Here is an 18,944-nt window from a genome sequence, read left to right as displayed (position 1 = left end):
GATCCGGCGACGGGCATTCCGGAACTCGATGTGTTGCACTCCATCGAGCGGAAGACCCGTCCCGCGATCGTGGAATTCGAGAGTCGTCAGACGTTCACGCCGTAGTCGCGGGCGATACCCCCGAGACCCGACGCATACCCCTGGCCGATGGCGCGGAATTTCCACTCGTCACCGTGCCGGTACAACTCGCCGAACACCATCGCGGTCTCGACGGAGGCGTCCTCGGTCAGGTCGTAGCGGGCCAACTCGACGCCGGTGGCGGCGTCCACTACCCGGATGAACGCGTTACGGATCTGGCCGAACGACTGTCCCCGCGCGTCGGCGTCGTGGATGGACACCGGGAAGAAGATGTTGGTGATGGTCGGCGGGGTGGCCGTGAGATCGACGTTGATCACCTCGTCGTCGCCTTCGCCCGCGCCGGTGAGATTGTCGCCGGTGTGCTCGATCGATCCTTCCGGCGAACGCAGGTTGTTGTAGAAGATGAAGTGCTGGTCGGACAGTACTTTCAGGTTCGGTCCGCATGCCAGGGCGCTCGCATCGAGGTCGTAGTCGGCGCCGGTGGTGGTGCGCACGTCCCAGCCGAGACCCACCGACACCTTGGTGAGATTCGCCGCCTGCTTGGACAGCGAAACATTGCCGCCTTTGGCCAAAGTGACGCTCATGATCCCCTTTCGCGCGGCACACCGGTGCCGCCTATCTCCGTTGCTATCGAGAGAACTGTTGTGCCGAGTCAGTTCTTGCTGTCTATCCAGGATTGCAGCGTGGTCACACGCCCTTTCAGTGCACGCAGCTCGCTCTCGTCGTCGAGCACAGTGCGCTGAATGCCCTGTGCGACGGCGAAGGCCGACTGGCGGTGGTCGTCGATCACCTCGACATCGATCCGGACCGCCACGTAATCGGCGGCGTCCGGCATCTCCTCGGCGACCACGTGCGCGGTGCCCCGCGCGCACATCGCCACATTGCCCCCGCCGAGGATCAGTACTGCAACGTCGGGCCGCTCCCGGAGCCGGGCCAGCGAGCCGCGGTCGTACTTGAGGCTGATCAAGATCTGCCGATCGCCCGCACGCACCGGCCAGGACACCGGGATCGCGTGCGGTGCGGGATCGGTCGTGACCAGCACGCCGATTGTCTCCAAGGGCCATTCCGGGAGCACGTCCAGCTCGGGATGATCTAACGAGTGGTCTTGACGTTGAACAGGGCTCGCTCCGGCTGCCATCTTCGTCACCTCATGGATCGTCGCGCGCGGCGGGCTGTGCCACGCTTCATAGCAGTCTAGTACTGCGGCGGCACCCGCCTGAGTGAGTCCAGGTAGGTCCGGCATGTGGTGTTGGATCGCATTGTCGCCGAGCCGGTTACCGAATCGGCGCACGGATTCGGCACCTTGTGGTCCACAGAATCACCGAGTACGTGGCATGGCCGCGGCGATCTCGCGCCGTGACCGTAGGTCGAGTTTCGCCAGGATATTCGACACGTGCGACTGAATCGTGCGACGCGACAAGAACATCTGCGCCGCGATGTCGGAATTGGAGCAGCCTTCGGTCACCAGCGCGGCGACCTTGCGCTCGGTATCGGTCAGGGCAGCCCACCCGGACTTCGGGCGGTTGCGCGGGCCGCGGACACCCAGCCGAATCCCGTACGGCCGCACGCGTGCGACCGCGCGGCCGGCATCCCATGATGCGCCCAGTCGGTTGTAGAGCCTTATCGCGGTTGCCAGCGCGCTGCGGGCGTCGGCATCTCGTCCGGCGGCAGCGAGCAGCACGGCGGCGTTCTCCTGTGCCTGCGCTTCGTAGAGCGGCCACCCGGACTGCTGGAATGCGTGGACGGCCATGAAGAGGGTGTCGGGATCATGGTCGGCCAGGCCTCGGCACAGCAGGGCCGTTCCTTTTCTGGCGGCGGTCGCCCGTCGCGCCAGGAGCTCCTCCGCGCTGTCCACCACCGACCGGGCCGCATCCTTGTCACCGACATCCACGGCCAGCCGGGCGATGTCCGGGAAGATGTAGTGCAGCGTGGACGCGGTCAAACCATCGGCCAGTCGCTGATGGGTGTCGACGAGCAGTTTCAGCGCCACGTCCGGGTGACCGCGCGCCTCGTGCGTCAAGGCTTTGACCCAGGGGTGGAGCTGCGCATAGCCGGTGCTGCCCAAGCGGTCATCCGGTGCGGGAATACCGTCCGGGTCCGGCAGGAAGGTGCCGCGGTGAATTCCGATGAGTGCTGCCAGGCTGTGCGCGACCGGCGCGTACCCGAGCGCGTCGGGCGCCTCCATACTCGCCGTGCATTCGGCCAGCGCATCGTCCCAGCGGCCGTCCAGCAGGTACAGCCGCGCCTTGGCGAGCAGGTTCGGGGACAGGTACACCCCGTGCATCCGGCGGTTGTGCCCGATGGCCGTCTTCAACGTCTCTTCGGCATCGGTGAGCCGATCGAGCTCGATCAGGCAGTGTGCGTACAGCACATACGGATCGAACTGGTCCGACCCGGTCCCGTCCTCGAAGATGGTGAGGATCCGGGTGCTCAGATCCAGCGCCTCGTCGAGGTGGCCCTGGGTGTAGCGGACCGCACCCAGAGCCAGGAGACCGTATGCGGTGGCGAGCGGGTTCCCACTGCTCTGCCCCATCGACACCGCCCGTCTACCGGCTTGCTCCGCTGCCTCGAACCGCTCGAGGAAGAAATTGTCCAGTCCGCACATTCCCAGGAATCGGCCCGCGTCTTCGGCATCGAGATCCATGGTGGACAGCGCTGTTTCGGCGACGACGACAGCGTCTGCCAACCGGCCCTGCGCTTGACAGACTTGGACGAGCAGCCACCGCAGTTCGACGTCGTGGCTGTGTTCCGGCCGGGTGTGCAGCGCGGCGCGCACCACGGCCTCGGCTTCGGCGGCCCGGCCGTTCCACAGCAATGCGCGGGTCTGCCAGCGGATCAGCACCGAACGCATGGCGCTGTCGAGATCCATCGTGGTCGCCACGCGGTTCAGCAGCTGCACCGCCAGCTCGGGCGCCCGCACGATCAGCCTGTCGGCCACCGCCACCAGCCAGTCGAGGCTGGTCTTGTCGAGTTCGTGGCCACCGGCCGATAGATAGTAGGCGACTCGCTCGATCGGCGCATCGGTTGCTTGCAGGACCTGCCCCGCCCGCCTGAGCAGATCCGAGCGTAGCGAAGCGGGTACCTGGTCGGCCAGCACGTCGCGGATCAGATCGTGCCGGAACACCAGTTCGGAATTCACCCGAGTAAGCAGCCCGCCGTCCATCGCCTCGGTGACGGCGCTCCAGACATCCAGAAGGGGGCTGTTCAGCACTGCCGCCAGTTCCGCGACATTGATGGCCGGTCCCAGGGCAGCGGCCATCGGCAGCACGTCTCGCGTCGGGCGGGACAGGAATTCCAGCCGCTGTGCGATCGCGTCCGCCAGCGAGGCGGCCGGCCAGTCGCCGGCGGCTGTTTCCCTCGGGGCGGCGATCTCGGCGACCACCATGATCGCCTCATCGCGCAACAACGCGGCCACCAATTCGGTGATGTGCAGCGGATTGCCGCCCGCACCAGCCACTTTTCGCAGCAAACTCGGGCCAGGGGCGGCACCGACCATATGCCGCACCAGGGTCGCCGCAGCCGAGTCGGGAAGTGCGTCGAGCCGGATCATCGGGGCGCGACGTTCGACCAGTTCGGCCGACAGCGCGGCGAACGCCCGGTCTCGGGGCAGCGGGCGGGCCGCGAGCAGGAGCAGCAGCGGCAGCGGTGTGATGAGGGCGCAGAGCCGGCGCAGCACCAACAGGCTCGACGCGTCCGCCCAGTGGACGTCATCCATGATCAGTGCGACCGGAGCGGCGACACACCAGGTGTCGATGTGATCCAAAATCGCCTCGGTGATGGTGAACTCGTGGGTCGCCGCCGCGTCGCCCGCCCGATCCCCGCTGTTGAGCAGCGCGCGAATCGGATCCGAGCCCGAGCCGGATGGAGTGCCCTCGACGTCCAGCCAGGAGCGCACCGCGGCGAATGGTACGTCGCGCTGCAGTTCCATGGCGGCGCCGATGCGCACCTGCAGACCCGCTGCGGCAAACCGGGTCCGGGCCGCTTCGAGTAGCGACGTCTTGCCGATACCGGGCTCACCTTCCACGAGCACGACGGCTCCCTGTCCCGCGGCGACTCGGCCCGCGAGGGACGCCAGATTCTCGATCTCGGCATCACGACCCACGAAGACCGTCGCGAAGGACTCCTGCATGCAGGTGAGCTTAGGCATCTCGGGCGCGGGTGGCCGGGCGAACTGTCGTTCGGCGGGACCGACCGTGCGGATATTTCTTTCCGGTGCGACGGATGTTCCGCTCCCGCACGTGCCATAGCGTCCCTGATAGCGGCCCGATACCCAGAACTCCATCGGTCGCGGCAATCGAAAACAACTGAGTAGAGGAGATATTCGTTGGCGTCCAGTGCTGCCACCCGTAACCCCGTGCTGGAGGTGATGCGGGGGATCGGCCGCATAGGTGGTCATGTCGCCAAGGAATCGCTCGCACGGCCTCGGGCCCGTGTCGCGACCGACGTCCCGGTGACCGGCCGTGAGGTGACAGCGGAATGGCTGACCGCGGTGCTGTGTGCCGGACATCCCGGCGCAGAGGTCGAAGCGTTCGACACGCAGGACGTGAGTGCCGGCACCTCCACCCGTTGGAAGCTCAGCGTGAGCTACAACGATGCCGGCCGAGCCGCGGGCCTGCCGGAGCAACTGTTCGCGAAGACCACCGCGGGCTTCAAACAGCGCCTCACCTTGGAGCTGGCCGGGATCCTCGGCGGTGAGCCGGGTTTCTTCAGCTACGTGCGGCCGACGCTGGACATCGAAGCGCCGCGCGGTTACCACAGCGCGATCGATCATCGGTCGGGCCGGACGATCTCGCTGCTCGAGGATATCGTCAGCACCAAGGGCGCCACCTTCTGCACGCCGCAGACCCCGATCGACCGCACTCAGATCGAGGATCTGTTGTGCACCATGGCGACCTGGCATGCGCGCTACTGGAACGATGCCGAGCTCGAGCAGCATCGGTGGCTGAAGCCGCCGCGGGCGCACTTCGCCAATCTCGACCGGTTGATCGGCATGTCGAAACGAGCCCAGGTGGGGGCCCGGCGGGCAGCCGCGGTGCTGCCGCAAACGCTGCCGGACGACCATGATCGGCTGTATCGGGCGCTGCAGCGATCCTTGGAGATCGCCAGCACTGGTGCACAGACCTTCTTGCACGGCGACAGTCACATCGGTAACACCTACATGACCTCCCGCGGTCGCATGGGGTTTACCGACTGGCAAGTCGTGCTGCGCGGCAGCTGGGCGTATGACTTCGCCTATGTGGTCAACTCCGGCCTCACCGTGGACGATCGGCGGGACTGGGTGCGTGAGTTGCTGGCCGTGTATCTCGAGCGCTTGGCGGCCTGCGGCGCTCCGGCACCCGATTTCGACACGGCGTGGCTGGCTTACCGGCAGCAGGCGTTGTATCCGTATTTCATCTGGTTGGCGACCATCGGCCACAGCGCGATTCAGCCGAAGTATCAACCGGACGAGATCTGCCTCGGCATCATCGAGCGCACCGCCAGCGCGGTGCTGGACCTCGATGCCGCGAAAGCGATCGAGGAAGCGGGGTAATCCGTGCAGCTCATCAGTAATCGTTGCCACACGTTCGAATACATGGTGACGGAGCCGAGCCCGTGCGCGGTCGATCTGGAGCCGTCGGCCGTCTGGGTACGCAGGTATTTCCACGATTGCCTACTCGTGACCGTTGGCGTCGGCCACGGTGATCTCACCTTGGCGGGCGCGGCGGTGCGGGTCGTTCGGCGCATCGTCGACGAGACCGATGCGTGGCAGGTTGTCGTCGACGGCGTAGCCAACCTGCCACTACCCGGTGACATCGCGAATGCCCCCGCGGAAGTAGATGTGCTTTCCGAGCTCGCCGACACCCTCGACGTCCTTGCGGAATTCGCCGAACGACTGGAAGAACGCGGCGAACGGGTCCATCTGATGCCTTTCGGTTGGCACAAGACCTGCCGCATCGATGCCATCGCGGGGCCGCGAGCACAGCAGGTCCTCCAGCTGTCGGCCGATGGCCCCGGCTCCGGTCATGTTCCCCCGAATCCGGTGTGTCTCGGCACGTCCGCCTTGTCCATGCGACCACACGGCGGACGCCGTGCGTCCCGATCCTGGTAATTCGAGCGCTTCTCCACCCGGAGTGCCGGTCGAGTATCAGCACGAAAGGATTCACCCCGCAGCAAGCTGTCCGAGGCGATCGCGGTCGGCGTTTCGTCGCGCTGCTCGGCGGAACGCTGGGCAACCTGGCACCGGTCAAGCGGTTCGCGTCGGTGGCCGCAGCCGGAGGAGTGATGTCGACCGAGCTCTTCAGGCCGAGACGAGGGTGGGGATGTCGAGCGTCGCGGCCCACTCTTGTGCCATGTCCCTGGCACGAACCTCGGTCGAGGCGTCGTGCCGCCCGTGCTCGCCGGCCTGCGTGGCCCCGCACGCAATGAGCTTTTCGGCGATGATTTCACCACCGCGGTTGAAGGTGTCGCCGTACACGGTGTCGCCGAGCCCGAACACGGCGAACCGCAGCCCGGTCAGCCGCGGTGGGCGGCGGTCGAGCGCGTCGGAGAACGGCTCGGCGCTGGTCGGCAGATCACCGTCGCCGTAGGTCGAGCAGACGATGATGTGGAAGTCGTGCGCGTCGAGGTCGTCGACGTCGAAGTCGGTCATGTCGTAGACCGAGACCTCGTGCGCCGACGAGAGCTCGTCGGCGATGCTGTCCGCGGCGGCCTCCGCGGTCCCCATCTCGGTTCCGAACAAAACGACGACACGCACTGGCACTACTCCTTACGGGCGGTATGGTGAGCCTATCCTAACTACGCGTCTCGGGTGTGTCACGACCAAGGGTTCGCCGGTCGCAGCGGAGGGGCAGCGGAAGGGCAGGTGGAAACCGAACGTTCCGATTGACGTAATGCCGCCCGCGTTGCATTATTCGTAACGGAGCCCCGTTTTGTCGGGGACCGTCCACTATTTTGCTGCCGGCCGATGACTGTCCGGCTCCGCGTGCTGCGGCTCACGCCGTCACCGGCGTCGCCGCGCACGAGTGCAGCGCTTCCATCTATGACGCTTCGGCGTCCGGCCGTGAGTGAGGTGAAAACGAAATGGTTTACCAGTCGTCTGGATATCAGGTGAGCAATTCGTTCCTGCGCTTCGGCACCCTTCCCCACTTCTGAATGTCGCGCCGAGCGCGGCCGCCCGGAGTCGATGCCGCGGCATCGACTCCAGGCGCCGCCGGACATCGGCGCGGACCCCGGATATGAACGAAAACCGGCGTATGGACGGATGTGGAGACAGCCATGATGGACAAGGGAGCAGTGAATTCGGGGGCGGTAGAAATGGTGGCGCGGCGGGCGGCGGCCAATCTCGCCGTATCGACCGCGATGATCGAGGATCTCGCCTATCTGCGGGCGGAATTGGCGGTGGCGGAGGTGCCGTTCCTGCTCGTGCGCGACAGCCGAGACCGGTTCGTGCTCGCGGCCGACGCAGCGCACCATGTCATGGTGCGCAGGGTGACGGCGGCGGCTATCTCCGCGGGATTCTCTTGTATGGAATTGGAGCACAACGTATTCCGGCTCGGTCGTGACCGTGACCCGGCCCACCACGTCGATCTGGAACTGTGGGAATACCACGGTGACACAGTGACCTGCCCACGCCCGAACGCGTTGACGCGCGCCGTCTTCGACCTCGCCGACGTCCAGGCCACGCAGGTGCGTTTGTTCGACCGCACCTGGCCGACCCTGGTGGACATGTTCGCGCCCCAGCCGACCGACGTCGACTTCGACATCGACCTGGTGTTCTCCTGGGTGGACGGCTCCGATCCAGAATTCCGCGCCCGTCGAGCCGGAATGCTCGCCCAGGTCGTGGTGGGGGAAGGGGACGACGCGGACGCCAGGATCCGGCAGATCGACGAGCTGAAGTACGCGCTGCGGTCGGTGCACAAGAACGCGCCGTGGATCCGGCGTATCTTCATCGCGACCGATTCCACGGCACCGGATTGGCTGACCGCGCATCCGAAGGTGACGGTGGTGCGCGCGGTCGACCATTTCCGTGACACCGCAGCCTTGCCGACCTTCAATTCGCACGCGGTGGAATGCCAGTTGCAGCACATCGAAGGGCTCAGCGAGCACTTCCTGTACGCCAACGACGACATGTTCTTCGCGCGTCCGGTGCGCCCGTCCATGTTCTTCACTCCGGCCGGAGTGAGCCGATTCATCGAGGCAGACACCAGGATCGGCCCTGGACGGAACGACGAGCGGCGCAGCGGATTCGAGAACGCCGCACGGGTGAATCGCGCACTGCTCGCCGAACATTTCGGGCAGGTCATCACCCGGCATCTGGAACATACGCCGGTTCCACTGTGCCGCAGCGTACTGCTGGAGATGGAGGAGGAATTCGCGGCCGATTTCGCACGAACCAGCGCGAGTCGATTCCGCTCGGCGACCGATATTTCGGTAACTAATTCCCTGTACCACTACTACGCGCTGCTGACCGGTCGCGCGGTACCACAGGAGGCGGCGAAGGTTCGCTACGTCGATACGACGAGCTACCGGGGCCTTGCCCTGTTGGAGGGTTTGGCGCGCCGCCGGGACGTCGACTTCTTCTGCCTGAACGACGGCAGCTTTCCCGAGATCGCGGAGGCCGAGCGAGTCCAGGCGGTGTCGGAGTTCCTCGCCGAGTACTACCCGGATACCGCGCCGTGGGAGCGGCTCAGTGCACCGCCTCGTCATCCGATTCCGGAGTCGACGCCGGGCGCCGCATAACCTGCGGGATGCCCGCGGCGGGCGGTATCACGATGCCATCCTCCGCCAGCTTCCGGTTCGCTTCCTCCGGCGTCGCCGGGGTGCCGACCGTGGGACCACGGTCGATCGGGACCACGGAGTGCACCACGGTGTCCGGGTAGATGTGCACGTAGTTGAAGGCCTGTGCGCCGTCCCGGCCACGCGTGCCACCCTGCGCGACGCCGAGGTCCTGGCTGTAGCAGGTCGCCGACGCCACCGAGACCGGGATGCCTGCGAAGGTGGCGCTGGTGGAGTAGTGCAGGTGGCCCGCGAGGATGGCGCGCACGTCGCTGCCGTCGAGTACGTCGGCCAGCCTGCGCTGGTCGCGCAGCTCGACAGTGACGGCGAGGTCGAGCACGCAGGGAACGGGCGGGTGGTGCATGGCCAGGATGGTGCCGAACGGGGCGGGCTCGGCCAGCACCGAGCGGAGCCAGGCCAGCTGGTCGTCGGTGATTTCGCCGTAGTGGTGTCCGGGGACCGAGGTGTCCAGGGCGATGACGCGCAGGCCGTCGATCAGGTGGACGCGGTCCAGAGGCGAGGTCGAAGCGCGCTCGCCGAGCAGCCGGGCGCGTAGCGCACTGCGGTCGTCGTGGTTGCCGGTAACCCACACGATCGGCGCTCGCAAACTTCTAGCAAAAGGCTCGACGATTGCTTTGAGCTTGTCGTATGCGGCGGGTTCGCCCTGGTCGGTGAGGTCGCCGGTGAACACGATCGCGGTCGGCCGGATGTGGCTGGCAGCTGCCTGCTCCAGCAGCTGCCGTAACCGCAGGTCGGCGTCGACATCGCCGTACAGCGCGTCGTCACCGGCGATGAGATGAGTGTCACTGAAATGGAACAACACGTGATCCGGACGCGGGTGCTCCGCGACTCTGGTGATGGGCACCGGACCGAACGTCCCTCCCGGCGGTTTGCCCGCCATTGGTGCTTGGATTCCGTCGCCAGGATAGCGAGGCCTATGGACAGGATTCCCAGTGCCTGGTGACGACATGCTTGCGGGAAGGTGAGCGTTCGGTGTCGAACAGCGCGAAATCAGCCTGCTGACCGAACGGGCGGGCGTCACCGCCCGCCGAGCGCGTCGGCGGTGCGCAGCGCGTCGACCATCATCGGAACGTCCACGGTGAACAGCGGATAGACCGCGTCGGACTGATGCCGCGGTCTATGCGCGATCAGCTCGGGGCGGTGAGGGTTTCCGGGAGTAAGCGTGGCCGGTCGCGCTCCTTGCTGTCGAGCAGCGCGAAGTAGCGGCGGAGCATCAGGATCGCGGTGGTGGCCAGGCCCGCGGTGAGCCCCCACCACACGCCCGCGGCGTCGAGACCGAGCGGGAACGCGAGCAGCAGGGCGACGGGCAGACCAACACCCCAGTAGCCGATCAGTGAAAGCCGGAAGCCCGCGTTGGTCGCTTTGAGCCCACGCAGCAGACCGGTGCCGATATTCTGGGCGGCGTCGAAAAACTGCAGCACGATCCCGGTCAGCAGCAGTGTATGCGCGATCCGGATGGTGTCGGTGTCGGAGGAATCCAGGAAGGGACGCAGCATCAGATCAGGGGTGATCACATACACCGCGCCGGTCACGGCCGCGACCACCGCCGCATGCCGCAGCGCGAGCCAGGCGAGTGCGCGGGCGTGCCCGAATTCGTCGCGGGCGACGGCGTGGCTGACCAGGATCGACGCACCGTGCGAGAGACCGATCGCGACCTGGAAGACGATGTAGATGATCTGGTAGACGACGTTGTGCGCGGCCAGCGCGGCGGGTCCGATGCTGCCCATCACGAGGGCGAGCACCGAGAACATCCCCGCCTCGGAGCCGTAGGTGAGTGCGATCGGCGCGCCCAGCTTCAGTTCGGCGCGGACCGTGGCCGGTCGCACCGGCAGCGGACGCATAGGGAGGGTGCGGCCGAGTTGGTCGTCGCGCCACACCATCGCCCAGAACACGCCGAAGGTGATCAGGAAGACCAGCGAGGTCGAGACACCGATGCCGGTGAGTCCCAGCGCGGGCAGCCCGGCCCTGCCGTGGATGAAGCCGAGCGCGAGCAGCAGATTCAGCACGACCGACCCGATCGTCACCAGCAGCAGTGCCTGCGGGCGCTGCATGCCGACGGTGTATTGGCGCAATACCTGGAACCACAGGCAGGGCAGAAGACCCGGCGCGAGCGCCACCATCAGCGGCCGTGCGTCGGCGAGTACGCCGGGGTCCTGCCCGAGCCGGGGCAACGCCCAGCCGAGCCCGATCAGCACCGCTCCACCGGCGATGCCGGCGACCGTGGCGATCAGGAAGCTCGACCGCAACAGGTCCCGGATCTCTCGATCCGGCGCCTCGCCGCGCTTTCCCGCGGCGCTCACCGCGGTGGCGATCTGGTTGCCGCTCGCGGTGATCAGCCCGACGCACATGGTGCGGATCTGGTTGAACAGCACGATCGCCAAACCGCCCGCGGCCACCTGCCGCACGCCGAGCGTGCCCATCAGCGCGATGTTCGTGGTGGACACCGCGATCTGCGCGAGCTGGGTGAGGGCGATCGGGGTCGCGAGCGCGGTCAGTCGCCGTCCGTCGGTGCGGAAGCTCGACAGGTTCACCGGCCCTCCTCGGCGGGCGATGGGCTCATCGTCGAGCCCGGTGTCGATGGAATTACCAGCCGGCGCGAGATCACACAGGCCGAGAGTGCCACGCGATGGTCGCACCCCGTCGGCTCGATGAGCGCTGCGCGATGGTGACTCATCGAGCCTCCACGAGACCGCCACGCCGGGCGGCGGGAGTGTAACGCTCCAGCATGTCCAGCACCTCGCGTTCGGCGTCGGAGTCGAGCAGGTCGCGGTCGTTCATCCAGTCGTCGTCGAAGACGGTGTCCAGGTACTTCTCCCCGCCGTCGCAGACGATGGTGACCACGGTGGAGCCAGGTGGAAACTCCTCGAGTCTGGCGAGCGCGGCATGCACCGAACCCCCCGCGGACCCGCCGATCATCAGGCCGAGCGTGTTCGCCACCGCGCGCGCGGTCGCGAACGCAGCTGCGTCGGAGACCTTCACGCCCTCGTCGAGCAGGGCATAGTCCACAGCGGTACCGATGGTGGCGCCCGGCGGTGTACCGGTGCCGGACTGCCAGTACGGCCCGCCAGGTCCGCCGAACGCGATCGAACCGATCGGCTCGACACCGATCACATAGGGCGTGCAGCCGAGCTGGCGCAGCCTGGTCGCGGTGCCGAACAGAGAACCGCCGGTGCCCACCGCCGACAGCAGGATATCGACCCGCTCCACGTCCTCGAGCAATTCCTCGGCCACCGCGTAGTAGCCGACCGCGTTGGCGTCGTTGTTGTGCTGCTCGGTGAAATACGCGTCGTCCCGCTCGTCCGCCATCGCCTCGGCCAGATCCTCCCGCGCCGAGGTGGCCAGGGTGTCGTCGTCCTCATCCGCGACGAACACCAGTTCCGCACCCATTGCTCGCATCGCGCGCAGTTTGTCCTTACATGCGTGGTGGTCGACCACCGCGGTGAAGCGATACCCACGTTCGGCAGCCACCACAGCCAGGCCGAGCCCAGTGTTCCCGGATGTGGATTCGATGATATGCCCGCCACTGGCCAGCAAACCGCGGCGCTCGGCGTCGAGCACCATTTCGCGCGCCATCCTGATCTTGGCCGCGCCGGTCGGGTTGAACTGCTCCAGCTTGAGCAGTAGCCGGGTGCCGGTCGATGTGGCCGCGAGCTCGAACAGCGGCGTGCGGCCGATCAGATCCGTCACACGCGTGACGAGCGGCATGGGTGGAACTCCTCGTTCGTGTCGGTCAGGGGGCTAGCTACCGTCGCGGGCCCAGCGGAAGCGATCGCCGGATGCGTCGTGCAGCACCACCTTGGGTGGGATCGGCAGTTCGTGGAAGGAGGACTCGTTGGAATCCATCTGGTAGCCGGCGGTATTGGGGTAGATCAGCAGATCGCCGATCTCCGCGGCGCGCGGCAGCGGCACGCGACGCCAGCTGAGCATGTCGGAATCCAGGCAGGTTGCCGCACCGACACTGGTCGGCGTCGGTGTGCCGGGTCGCCTTGGCCACAGCATCGGATCGGGCAGATATTCGCTGTCGAACCACTGCTCGGAGAGGCTCAGGCTGCTGCCGTCGACCGTGAGCAGCCGGTACGGCTGCCCGTGCGCGTGCCTGGTCTTGCTGCCCTGCACACGGAAGACGGTGCAGCCGGCGTGTGCGAGCAGGGCGCGTCCGGGCTCGATCGCGAGCCGGATGGCGTTGTCGCGCAGCCGACCGGCGAGATCGTCGTGGTGCAGGATCTGGGCCAGCATGGCCGGGCCGGGAGCGGGAAAGTGGTACGGATAGTACGAATCGAACGACTTGCCCGAGTGGAACCACTGCCTGCCGACCCGCTCGGTGAACTCCGCGGCCGCGTCGGCTGGAACGTAGTCGACGCCGAACCCGCCGCCGATCGACACGGTCGTGGCCGGATGCCCGAGCGTGCGCGCGTGCAGACACCGGGCGATCAGCTCGCCCGCCAGTTCGGCCCGCGCCACCGCGTCATACCCCGACAGGTGGAAGCTGAAGCCCTCCAGAAGAATCGAATCGTGGTCGCCGTGCAACGCGAGCGCGCCATCGATCTCGTCGGAGGTCATGCCGAACCGGCTCGCCGAGGCGGCAGGCAGCACTCGAAGCAGCACCCGCGCAGGCGCGGCAGGGGAGCCCAGTGCGGCGAGCCGCTCGAGCTCCGCGAGATCGTCCACGGCGATCAGCGCGCCGTGCCGGGTGGCCAGCCAGAGCAATTCGTCCGCCTTGGCCGGACCGGTCACCATCAGTTCGTCGCCGCGAATGCCATGAGCGAGCGCGCCGGTCAGCTCGCCGACACTGGAGACGTCCACGCCCGCGCCGTTTTCCGCGCAGGCCCGGGTGGCGCAGGCGGCCTTGTTCGCCTTCTTGCCGTAGTAGACGAAGCCGTGCACCCCGGCCCGCTCGAACGCAGCGCGGAATTCCCGGATGTTGTGCGCCACGCGCGGCGGGTACATGACGTGGAACGGGCCGCCGATCGCGAAGGCGATGTCGCCGAGCAGATTCGGGTCGTCGAGCAGGCGATGTTCCCACGGATCGAGATGCGCTGGCATCGGTGCCGCACTGACGGTGTCGTGCGCGGCGTTGCCGACGTTGTCCGTACCGCCTCGCGCCGGCACCGCGGCGGCGAGGACGACCGGGCCGCCGGCCGTGGGCGCCTCGCCGCCGAGGCCCGCCGTCAATCCCACAGGGGCACCTCCGTGCCACGGCCCTCCGCGATGGCCCGCTCCGCCAGGGCGTGGGCGACGGCGATGTCGGTGAGCACCAGCCCGCTGTTGTAGACGAAGATGCGCTCGTCGTCCGTGCGCCGCGCCACTGCGCGCCTGCTCAGGATCCGCGGCAGTTCCGCGTCCACCGAGCGCAGCGTCCCGTCCGGACCCACCATGTCGGTACCGGTCAGTGCCATCTGCTCGGCGCTGGTCGCGATCACACGATCGGCGTCGACCAGCGTCGAGGGCGCGAGCCCGTAGCCGACCAGCACGGCCACCGAACCCGGTGCGAGATCATCGGATTCGAGCGCGACCTCGGTACCAGGGCCCGCGGTGGCGAGGACGACGTCGGCGGTCGCCGCCGCGGCACGCGGATCCTGCACCGTCTCGAGCAAGGCGTGCGGGTAATGCTCGGCGAGCCTGCGGCCCACGGCTTCCAGTCCCTCCGGGTGCGTTCCGTACAGCATCAGCTTGCGCAGCTGCGGATTCGCGGCGAGCAGGTGTGGAAGGGCGTTGCGGCCCTGCGTTCCGGTGCCGATCAGCAGCACGCTTTCGGCTCCGCGGCGTGCGGTCTCGCGGACCAGCAGCGCCGACACCGCCGGTGTGCGCAGCGCGCCGACCCTGGCGCAGTCCATCATCGCGATCGGCGCACCGGTGGTGTCGTCGTAGAGCGTGATGGTCGTGTAGTACCGCTTGGTGCTGCGGTCGTGGCCGGGGTCGAATTTGTAGGAGGTCTTCATCGCCACCACCCGCCTACGGCCGTCCCGGCCGAGCATGGCGTAGGCGACCGACCAGCCGTCCGGGTTCGCGACGCTGAGCTTGCGCGGATTGTCCGAATCACCCGCGGCGAACGCCAGATACGCCTCTTCCACGGCGCGCACGACTTCGGCGGGTGTGATGGGCACGTCGGCCAGATCGCTGCGGCTCAACACCCGCAGCGGTGTGCTTCGGTCACGAGTGTTCAAGGGTTCCTCGATCATTCGGTACTACATCCCACTCATGAGTGCCACGCTCGATCGGCAGGGTGCCTGCCGATCGGAACGGGGCGACGATCCGTTGCCCGTAGCTATTCTCGTCGGCTTCCGCGGTCCGCCGCTGTCGTTCCGGGAGACGGATGTTCACCCGCTTCAGCCACCGATCGGTGCCGTCGTAGCGCGCGGTGAACGGCACGCGTCCGTGTACGGTGACGTCGTTGTCCACCAGCAGCACCTCGCCCGGAGCGAGCGCGGCGGTCACGCAGACGCGCTCCAGCTCCGCGGTGAGTCGTGCGTAGGCCGCGCGGAACTCGGGCGCGGCGTCGTCGAGCGGGGTATATGCCGGGTCGTAGCGGAGGGTCTGCTCGTCCGGGCCGGCCGCGCTCCAGAGTGTGGGTATCGGTGTAGCCGAGCACTTTTCGTATCCGCCACCGTAGGAGACGTCGGGCAGGATCGGCAGGACGGGTGTGCTCAGCAGCCCGCGTTGTTCGGCGGAGAGTTCGACCCGGCGCACCGACGACACTGTGGTGCCGACCAGTCCCGGGTTGCGCAGGCAGCCGAGCATCAGCAGGTGGGCACGCTCGGGATGGAACGCGTCCTCGGTGTGCGGGCTCAGCAGCGTCTTACTGCTGGCACCGGACTGCTCGTGCTCGTGGCCCGCCGCCGGGACGATGTTGTTGACCAGCCGCCCGCCCTGCTGGCCTTGCCAGCCGAACGGCTCACCCGCGCTGCGTGCGAGCAGCAGCATGACGAGGTCGAACTGGAGCGAGTTCGCGCGCGTCGCCGGCTCGCCACTCCATCGCGCGGCCTCGCGCCAGCTCGGCGGTGTAGGGCCGAATTCTTTGTCGGTCACGGGAAGACGGCTGACGATGGTCGCGCCATGCGCGGTAGCGGGCGGGCGCACGGCCTGGCGTACCTCGCGGGGAAGCTCCGCGACCCGGGCATCGATCTGCTCGATCAACGCCGGATGGGTGAGCGTGCGCGCGGCGTCGGCTTCGCCGAGGGTCGCGTCGAGTGTGGTGGATATTTCTCTGGCGAGCTCGCGCACCGCCTGGCCTGCGGCCGCGGGGAGCTCACGTCGTTCGACATTCTGCGGGTGAAGCGTCTTACGTTCGGAGAGAACGCTTTTCACCGGAGTGTCCCTTCTTCGCATAGGGTTTGACATGCAGGGTGACGATTCGATCTGCGAAGTTAGCCGTTCTCGCAGAGCCAAGCAAGGCTTACCTAAGCGCGCCGTGAAATATAGCCGAGTTGTATAACTGCGATGCGACCGAGGTTAGGCTGCCGATGGTCTTGGTGGAGCTGTTTTGGGCTTTGCGGGCGGTCTGCCCTGTCGCGCCATTTGTTGGCGGTACCGGGGAGTCTTCCGCATGATTAGGCTAGCCTGTCCTGATCCGTAACCTGAAATATGCCGGTGGGGCGCGGGATTCGTCCAGGAAGAAGGCAACGCAATGGGTTTGAATCGACGGCAGCTTTTGCAGTCGAGTCTCGGGGTGGGAGCGGTACTACTCGTCGCCGCGTGTTCGGACGGCGCGGAGGCGCCCGGCCCCGCCCGGCGTGGCGGCACACTGCGAGTCGGTGCGCTCGGCACCTCGGCGCGCATCGAACGTGATCCGCACGCCAACCTCAGCAACGATAGCGACTTCCTGATCACCTCGCTGGTCTACGACGCCTTGACCGTGCCGGGAGCCGACCCGAATGTCGCACCGCGCCTCGCCACCCGGTGGGAGCCGGACGCCGATCGGCGCCGCTGGAGCTTCACCCTGGCCGACGGCGCGACCTTCCACGACGGGACGCCGGTCACCTCGGAGGACGTGGTGTGGTCGCTGCGCCGACTGCGGACGGTCGGCGGAGCCTCGAAAATGCCGGTGGCGGTGGAGGAAATCACCACCGACGGGCCGAATCGGGTACTGCTCGCGGTCCCCGAGCCGAACACCCAGCTTCCGCTACTGCTCCGACTGATGACTTTCACCGTCAAGAAGGAGACCGCGGACTTCACGAAGGCTGTCGGCACCGGACCGTTCCGCCTGGAGTCCTATCAGGGCGGCAACGCGCGGCTGGTGCGCAACGACCAGTGGCACGGCACGCCGCCGCTGCTGGACGCGATCGAGGTCACCATGTTCGAAAGCGTGACCGCACTCGGCAACGCCGTGCTCGGCGGACAGATCGACCTCGCCTCCAACGTGGGCGCCATCGCGGGCCGTGCCGCGGAAAGGCGCGGCGATTTGGCGGTGATCCGTCGCGCGAACGACACCATGGTCGGGGTAGCCATGCGCACTTCTGACGGGCCCTTCGCCGACGTGCGGGTTCGTACCGCGCTGCGGCTCGGTGTCGACCGCAAGGCCCTGGTAAATCAGGTGCATTCCGGTTACGGCACGGTCGCCAATGACATTCTGGGCACCGGTGACCCGGTCTACGACACCTCGATCGCGCAGCGCACCCGCGATGTCGACCGCGCGAAATCCTTGCTGCGCGACGCGAATTTCGACACCGGACGCAGCTATCCGCTGGTCACCAAGGCCGAGGCGCCCGGCGAGGTCGAATCGGCGAAGGTGATCGCCACCCAACTCGCCGAGATCGGTGTGCGGCTCGGTGTCGTCCCGCAGGAACCCAACGCCTTCTACGATCAGACCTGGCTGAAGGCCCCGCTCTACACGGTCTCCTGGGGCACCAACGATTCCACGCTGTTTTTCGCGAGCAAGCTGATGACGAACGGATCCAACCGCAACGAAACCGATTTCAAAGAAGCCGGTTTCGATGCCGCGACGGTCAAAGCGCTGGGTGCACACACCGACTCCGAGTACATCGCGGCCAGTCGTGACCTACAACGCATCCAATACGACCGCGGCGGATACCTGGTGTGGGGGATGGCCGACGGCATCGACATCGCCACCACCCGGGTGCGCGACCTGCCGACGCTCGGCGGGTTCGCCAGGGTCCAGCTGGAACGAGCCTGGCTGGCGGAGTGATCTCCTTCGCACGACTCCTCATCCGGCGTGTCACCCTCCTGGTGACGCTGCTGGCGACTGTGTTCGTGGCCGTGGACCTGCTGCCGGGCAACACCGCCCGTGCCGTTCTCGGTCGCGATGCCACGCCGGAACTGATCGCGGCCAAGGAGCGCGAACTCGGTGTGGACCGACCGCTGGCGGTGCGCTTCTGGAACTGGATATCCGGCGTCGCGACCGGCGATTTCGGCCGTACCGCACGGGGGCGTTCGGTCAACGAATTGCTGGTCGACAAGTTCCCGCCGACGCTGCTGCTCGGCGGAACGGCCCTCGCGGTGACCGTGCTGGCGTCGCTGGTACTCGGCGCGTGGTGGGCGGTGCGGCAGGGCGGTGCCTCGACGCGGCTGTTACAGCCCGTGACGACGATGGCGGTCGCGGTCCCCGAGTTCGTCGTCGCGACCTTGCTGATTCTGGTGTTCGCGCTGGCGCTCGGCTGGTTGCCCCCGGTCACCATCACCGGCCGGTCCGGGTTCCCGTCCCGTCCCGACATGCTGGTGCTGCCGGTGCTCGCGCTGGCGGTGCCGCAGATCGGCTGGAACACTCGGGTGGTGCGCGCCGCGCTGGCCGACGCGGCTCAGGCGCCGCACGTGGAAAGCGCGGTACTGGATGGGATTTCGACCCGCGTTGTCCTCGCGCGGCACGTCCTGCCGTTCGCACTGCCGACGATCGTCGCCAGTTTCGCCACCACGGTCGGGATGATGCTCGGCGGCTCACTGGTGGTGGAGACCATCTTCAACTACCCGGGCCTCGGGGCGGTGCTGGCCGGCTCGGTCGGCGACCGCGATACCTCGGTGGTCGCCGCGGTGGTCGCGCTATCCGGCGTAGTCATCATGGGCATGCTCGCTATCGCCGACGGCATTCGGGCTTGGTCGCTGCGGGGGACCCGATGACCGGTCTTCGTTCGATCCACACT

At 67.2% G+C, this 18,944-nt stretch carries 15 protein-coding genes; 5 read left to right on the top strand and 10 right to left on the bottom strand.

The genetic code is table 11. From position 1 onward, the window contains the following. Positions 1-86 precede the first annotated feature (86 nt). The 3 genes from OH799_RS19785 to OH799_RS19775 all read right to left on the bottom strand — a co-directional run bounded on the left by OH799_RS19785 (position 87) and on the right by OH799_RS19775 (position 4,207). Entirely contained in the window at positions 87-662 is a 576-nt protein-coding gene (locus OH799_RS19785) for a TerD family protein (protein WP_406266143.1), read from the bottom strand. Positions 663-730: 68 nt separating this feature from the next. After that, positions 731-1,369 (bottom strand): hypothetical protein, encoded by a 639-nt coding sequence (locus tag OH799_RS19780; protein WP_406266140.1) that lies wholly within the window; start codon positions 1,367-1,369, stop codon positions 731-733. A 27-nt stretch (positions 1,370-1,396) separates the two neighbouring features. Beyond that, positions 1,397-4,207, bottom strand: coding sequence for an ATP-binding protein (locus OH799_RS19775; RefSeq protein ID WP_406266137.1), 2,811 nt, complete (start codon positions 4,205-4,207; stop codon positions 1,397-1,399). Between the two features lie 195 nt (positions 4,208-4,402). Here OH799_RS19775 and OH799_RS19770 point away from each other — a divergent pair, with 195 nt between their 5' ends. Both OH799_RS19770 and OH799_RS19765 read left to right on the top strand, forming a co-directional pair. Next, positions 4,403-5,608 (top strand): phosphotransferase, encoded by a 1,206-nt coding sequence (locus tag OH799_RS19770; protein WP_406266134.1) that lies wholly within the window; start codon positions 4,403-4,405, stop codon positions 5,606-5,608. 42 nt (positions 5,609-5,650) lie between these two features. Beyond that, a complete protein-coding gene (locus OH799_RS19765; protein WP_406266132.1) occupies positions 5,651-6,166 on the top strand; it encodes a hypothetical protein in 516 nt (171 codons plus the stop codon). A 189-nt stretch (positions 6,167-6,355) separates the two neighbouring features. Here the strand turns inward: OH799_RS19765 and OH799_RS19760 are convergent, their stop codons facing one another. Beyond that, positions 6,356-6,811 carry a flavodoxin domain-containing protein gene (locus OH799_RS19760; protein WP_406266128.1) on the bottom strand — a complete coding sequence of 152 codons (456 nt, stop codon included), beginning with the start codon at positions 6,809-6,811 and terminating at the stop codon, positions 6,356-6,358. Between the two features lie 521 nt (positions 6,812-7,332). On the opposite strand from OH799_RS19760, the gene OH799_RS19755 reads away from it, so the two are divergent. Continuing rightward, a complete protein-coding gene (locus tag OH799_RS19755) occupies positions 7,333-8,796 on the top strand; it encodes a stealth family protein (protein WP_406266124.1) in 1,464 nt (487 codons plus the stop codon). Here OH799_RS19755 and OH799_RS19750 read toward each other — a convergent pair. The 6 genes from OH799_RS19750 to OH799_RS19725 all read right to left on the bottom strand — a co-directional run bounded on the left by OH799_RS19750 (position 8,744) and on the right by OH799_RS19725 (position 16,158). Beyond that, complete coding sequence (locus OH799_RS19750; protein WP_406266121.1) at positions 8,744-9,733, bottom strand: phosphodiesterase; 990 nt, start codon at positions 9,731-9,733, stop codon at positions 8,744-8,746. The two genes, OH799_RS19755 and OH799_RS19750, sit on opposite strands and share 53 nt — an antisense overlap. 247 nt (positions 9,734-9,980) lie before the next feature. Next, positions 9,981-11,384: an MATE family efflux transporter gene (locus OH799_RS19745; protein WP_406266119.1), complete on the bottom strand. Its 1,404-nt coding sequence runs from the start codon at positions 11,382-11,384 to the stop codon at positions 9,981-9,983. A 139-nt stretch (positions 11,385-11,523) separates the two neighbouring features. Next, positions 11,524-12,558, bottom strand: a complete 1,035-nt coding sequence (locus OH799_RS19740) for a PLP-dependent cysteine synthase family protein (RefSeq protein ID WP_406266116.1) — start codon at positions 12,556-12,558, stop codon at positions 11,524-11,526. Between the two features lie 33 nt (positions 12,559-12,591). Further along, positions 12,592-14,031 (bottom strand): alanine racemase, encoded by a 1,440-nt coding sequence (locus OH799_RS19735; RefSeq protein WP_406266113.1) that lies wholly within the window; start codon positions 14,029-14,031, stop codon positions 12,592-12,594. Continuing rightward, on the bottom strand, positions 14,022-15,032 hold the full coding sequence (locus OH799_RS19730; RefSeq protein WP_406266111.1) for an ornithine cyclodeaminase family protein: 1,011 nt from the start codon (positions 15,030-15,032) through the stop codon (positions 14,022-14,024). Before OH799_RS19730 ends, OH799_RS19735 begins: the two co-directional genes overlap by 10 nt. Then, entirely contained in the window at positions 15,004-16,158 is a 1,155-nt protein-coding gene (locus OH799_RS19725) for a TauD/TfdA family dioxygenase (protein ID WP_406266108.1), read from the bottom strand. Before OH799_RS19725 ends, OH799_RS19730 begins: the two co-directional genes overlap by 29 nt. Positions 16,159-16,477: 319 nt before the next feature. Here OH799_RS19725 and OH799_RS19720 point away from each other — a divergent pair, with 319 nt between their 5' ends. Both OH799_RS19720 and OH799_RS19715 read left to right on the top strand, forming a co-directional pair. After that, positions 16,478-17,995 (top strand): ABC transporter substrate-binding protein, encoded by a 1,518-nt coding sequence (locus OH799_RS19720; protein WP_406266105.1) that lies wholly within the window; start codon positions 16,478-16,480, stop codon positions 17,993-17,995. Next, complete coding sequence (locus OH799_RS19715; RefSeq protein WP_406266102.1) at positions 17,992-18,921, top strand: ABC transporter permease; 930 nt, start codon at positions 17,992-17,994, stop codon at positions 18,919-18,921. The genes OH799_RS19720 and OH799_RS19715 overlap by 4 nt, the downstream gene beginning before the upstream one ends. The last annotated feature ends 23 nt before the right edge of the window (positions 18,922-18,944 follow it).

Source organism: Nocardia sp. NBC_00881, from assembly GCF_045207455.1.
Classification (GTDB): Bacteria; Actinomycetota; Actinomycetes; order Mycobacteriales; family Mycobacteriaceae; genus Nocardia.
The sequence above is the reverse complement of the archived record's forward strand: the minus strand, read 5'-3'. Positions and strand labels throughout refer to the sequence as shown.

Bases quoted from the DNA above. Each gene is read 5' to 3' on its own strand.
- OH799_RS19785 (WP_406266143.1), bottom strand. From the start codon at position 662: ATGAGCGTCACTTTGGCCAAAGGCGGCAATGTTTCGCTGTCCAAGCAG.
- OH799_RS19775 (WP_406266137.1), bottom strand. From the start codon at position 4,207: ATGCAGGAGTCCTTCGCGACGGTCTTCGTGGGTCGTGATGCCGAGATC.
- OH799_RS19765 (WP_406266132.1), top strand. From the start codon at position 5,651: ATGGTGACGGAGCCGAGCCCGTGCGCGGTCGATCTGGAGCCGTCGGCC.
- OH799_RS19755 (WP_406266124.1), top strand. From the start codon at position 7,333: ATGATGGACAAGGGAGCAGTGAATTCGGGGGCGGTAGAAATGGTGGCG.
- OH799_RS19750 (WP_406266121.1), bottom strand. From the start codon at position 9,733: ATGGCGGGCAAACCGCCGGGAGGGACGTTCGGTCCGGTGCCCATCACC.
- OH799_RS19740 (WP_406266116.1), bottom strand. From the start codon at position 12,558: ATGCCGCTCGTCACGCGTGTGACGGATCTGATCGGCCGCACGCCGCTG.
- OH799_RS19730 (WP_406266111.1), bottom strand. From the start codon at position 15,032: ATGATCGAGGAACCCTTGAACACTCGTGACCGAAGCACACCGCTGCGG.
- OH799_RS19720 (WP_406266105.1), top strand. From the start codon at position 16,478: ATGGGTTTGAATCGACGGCAGCTTTTGCAGTCGAGTCTCGGGGTGGGA.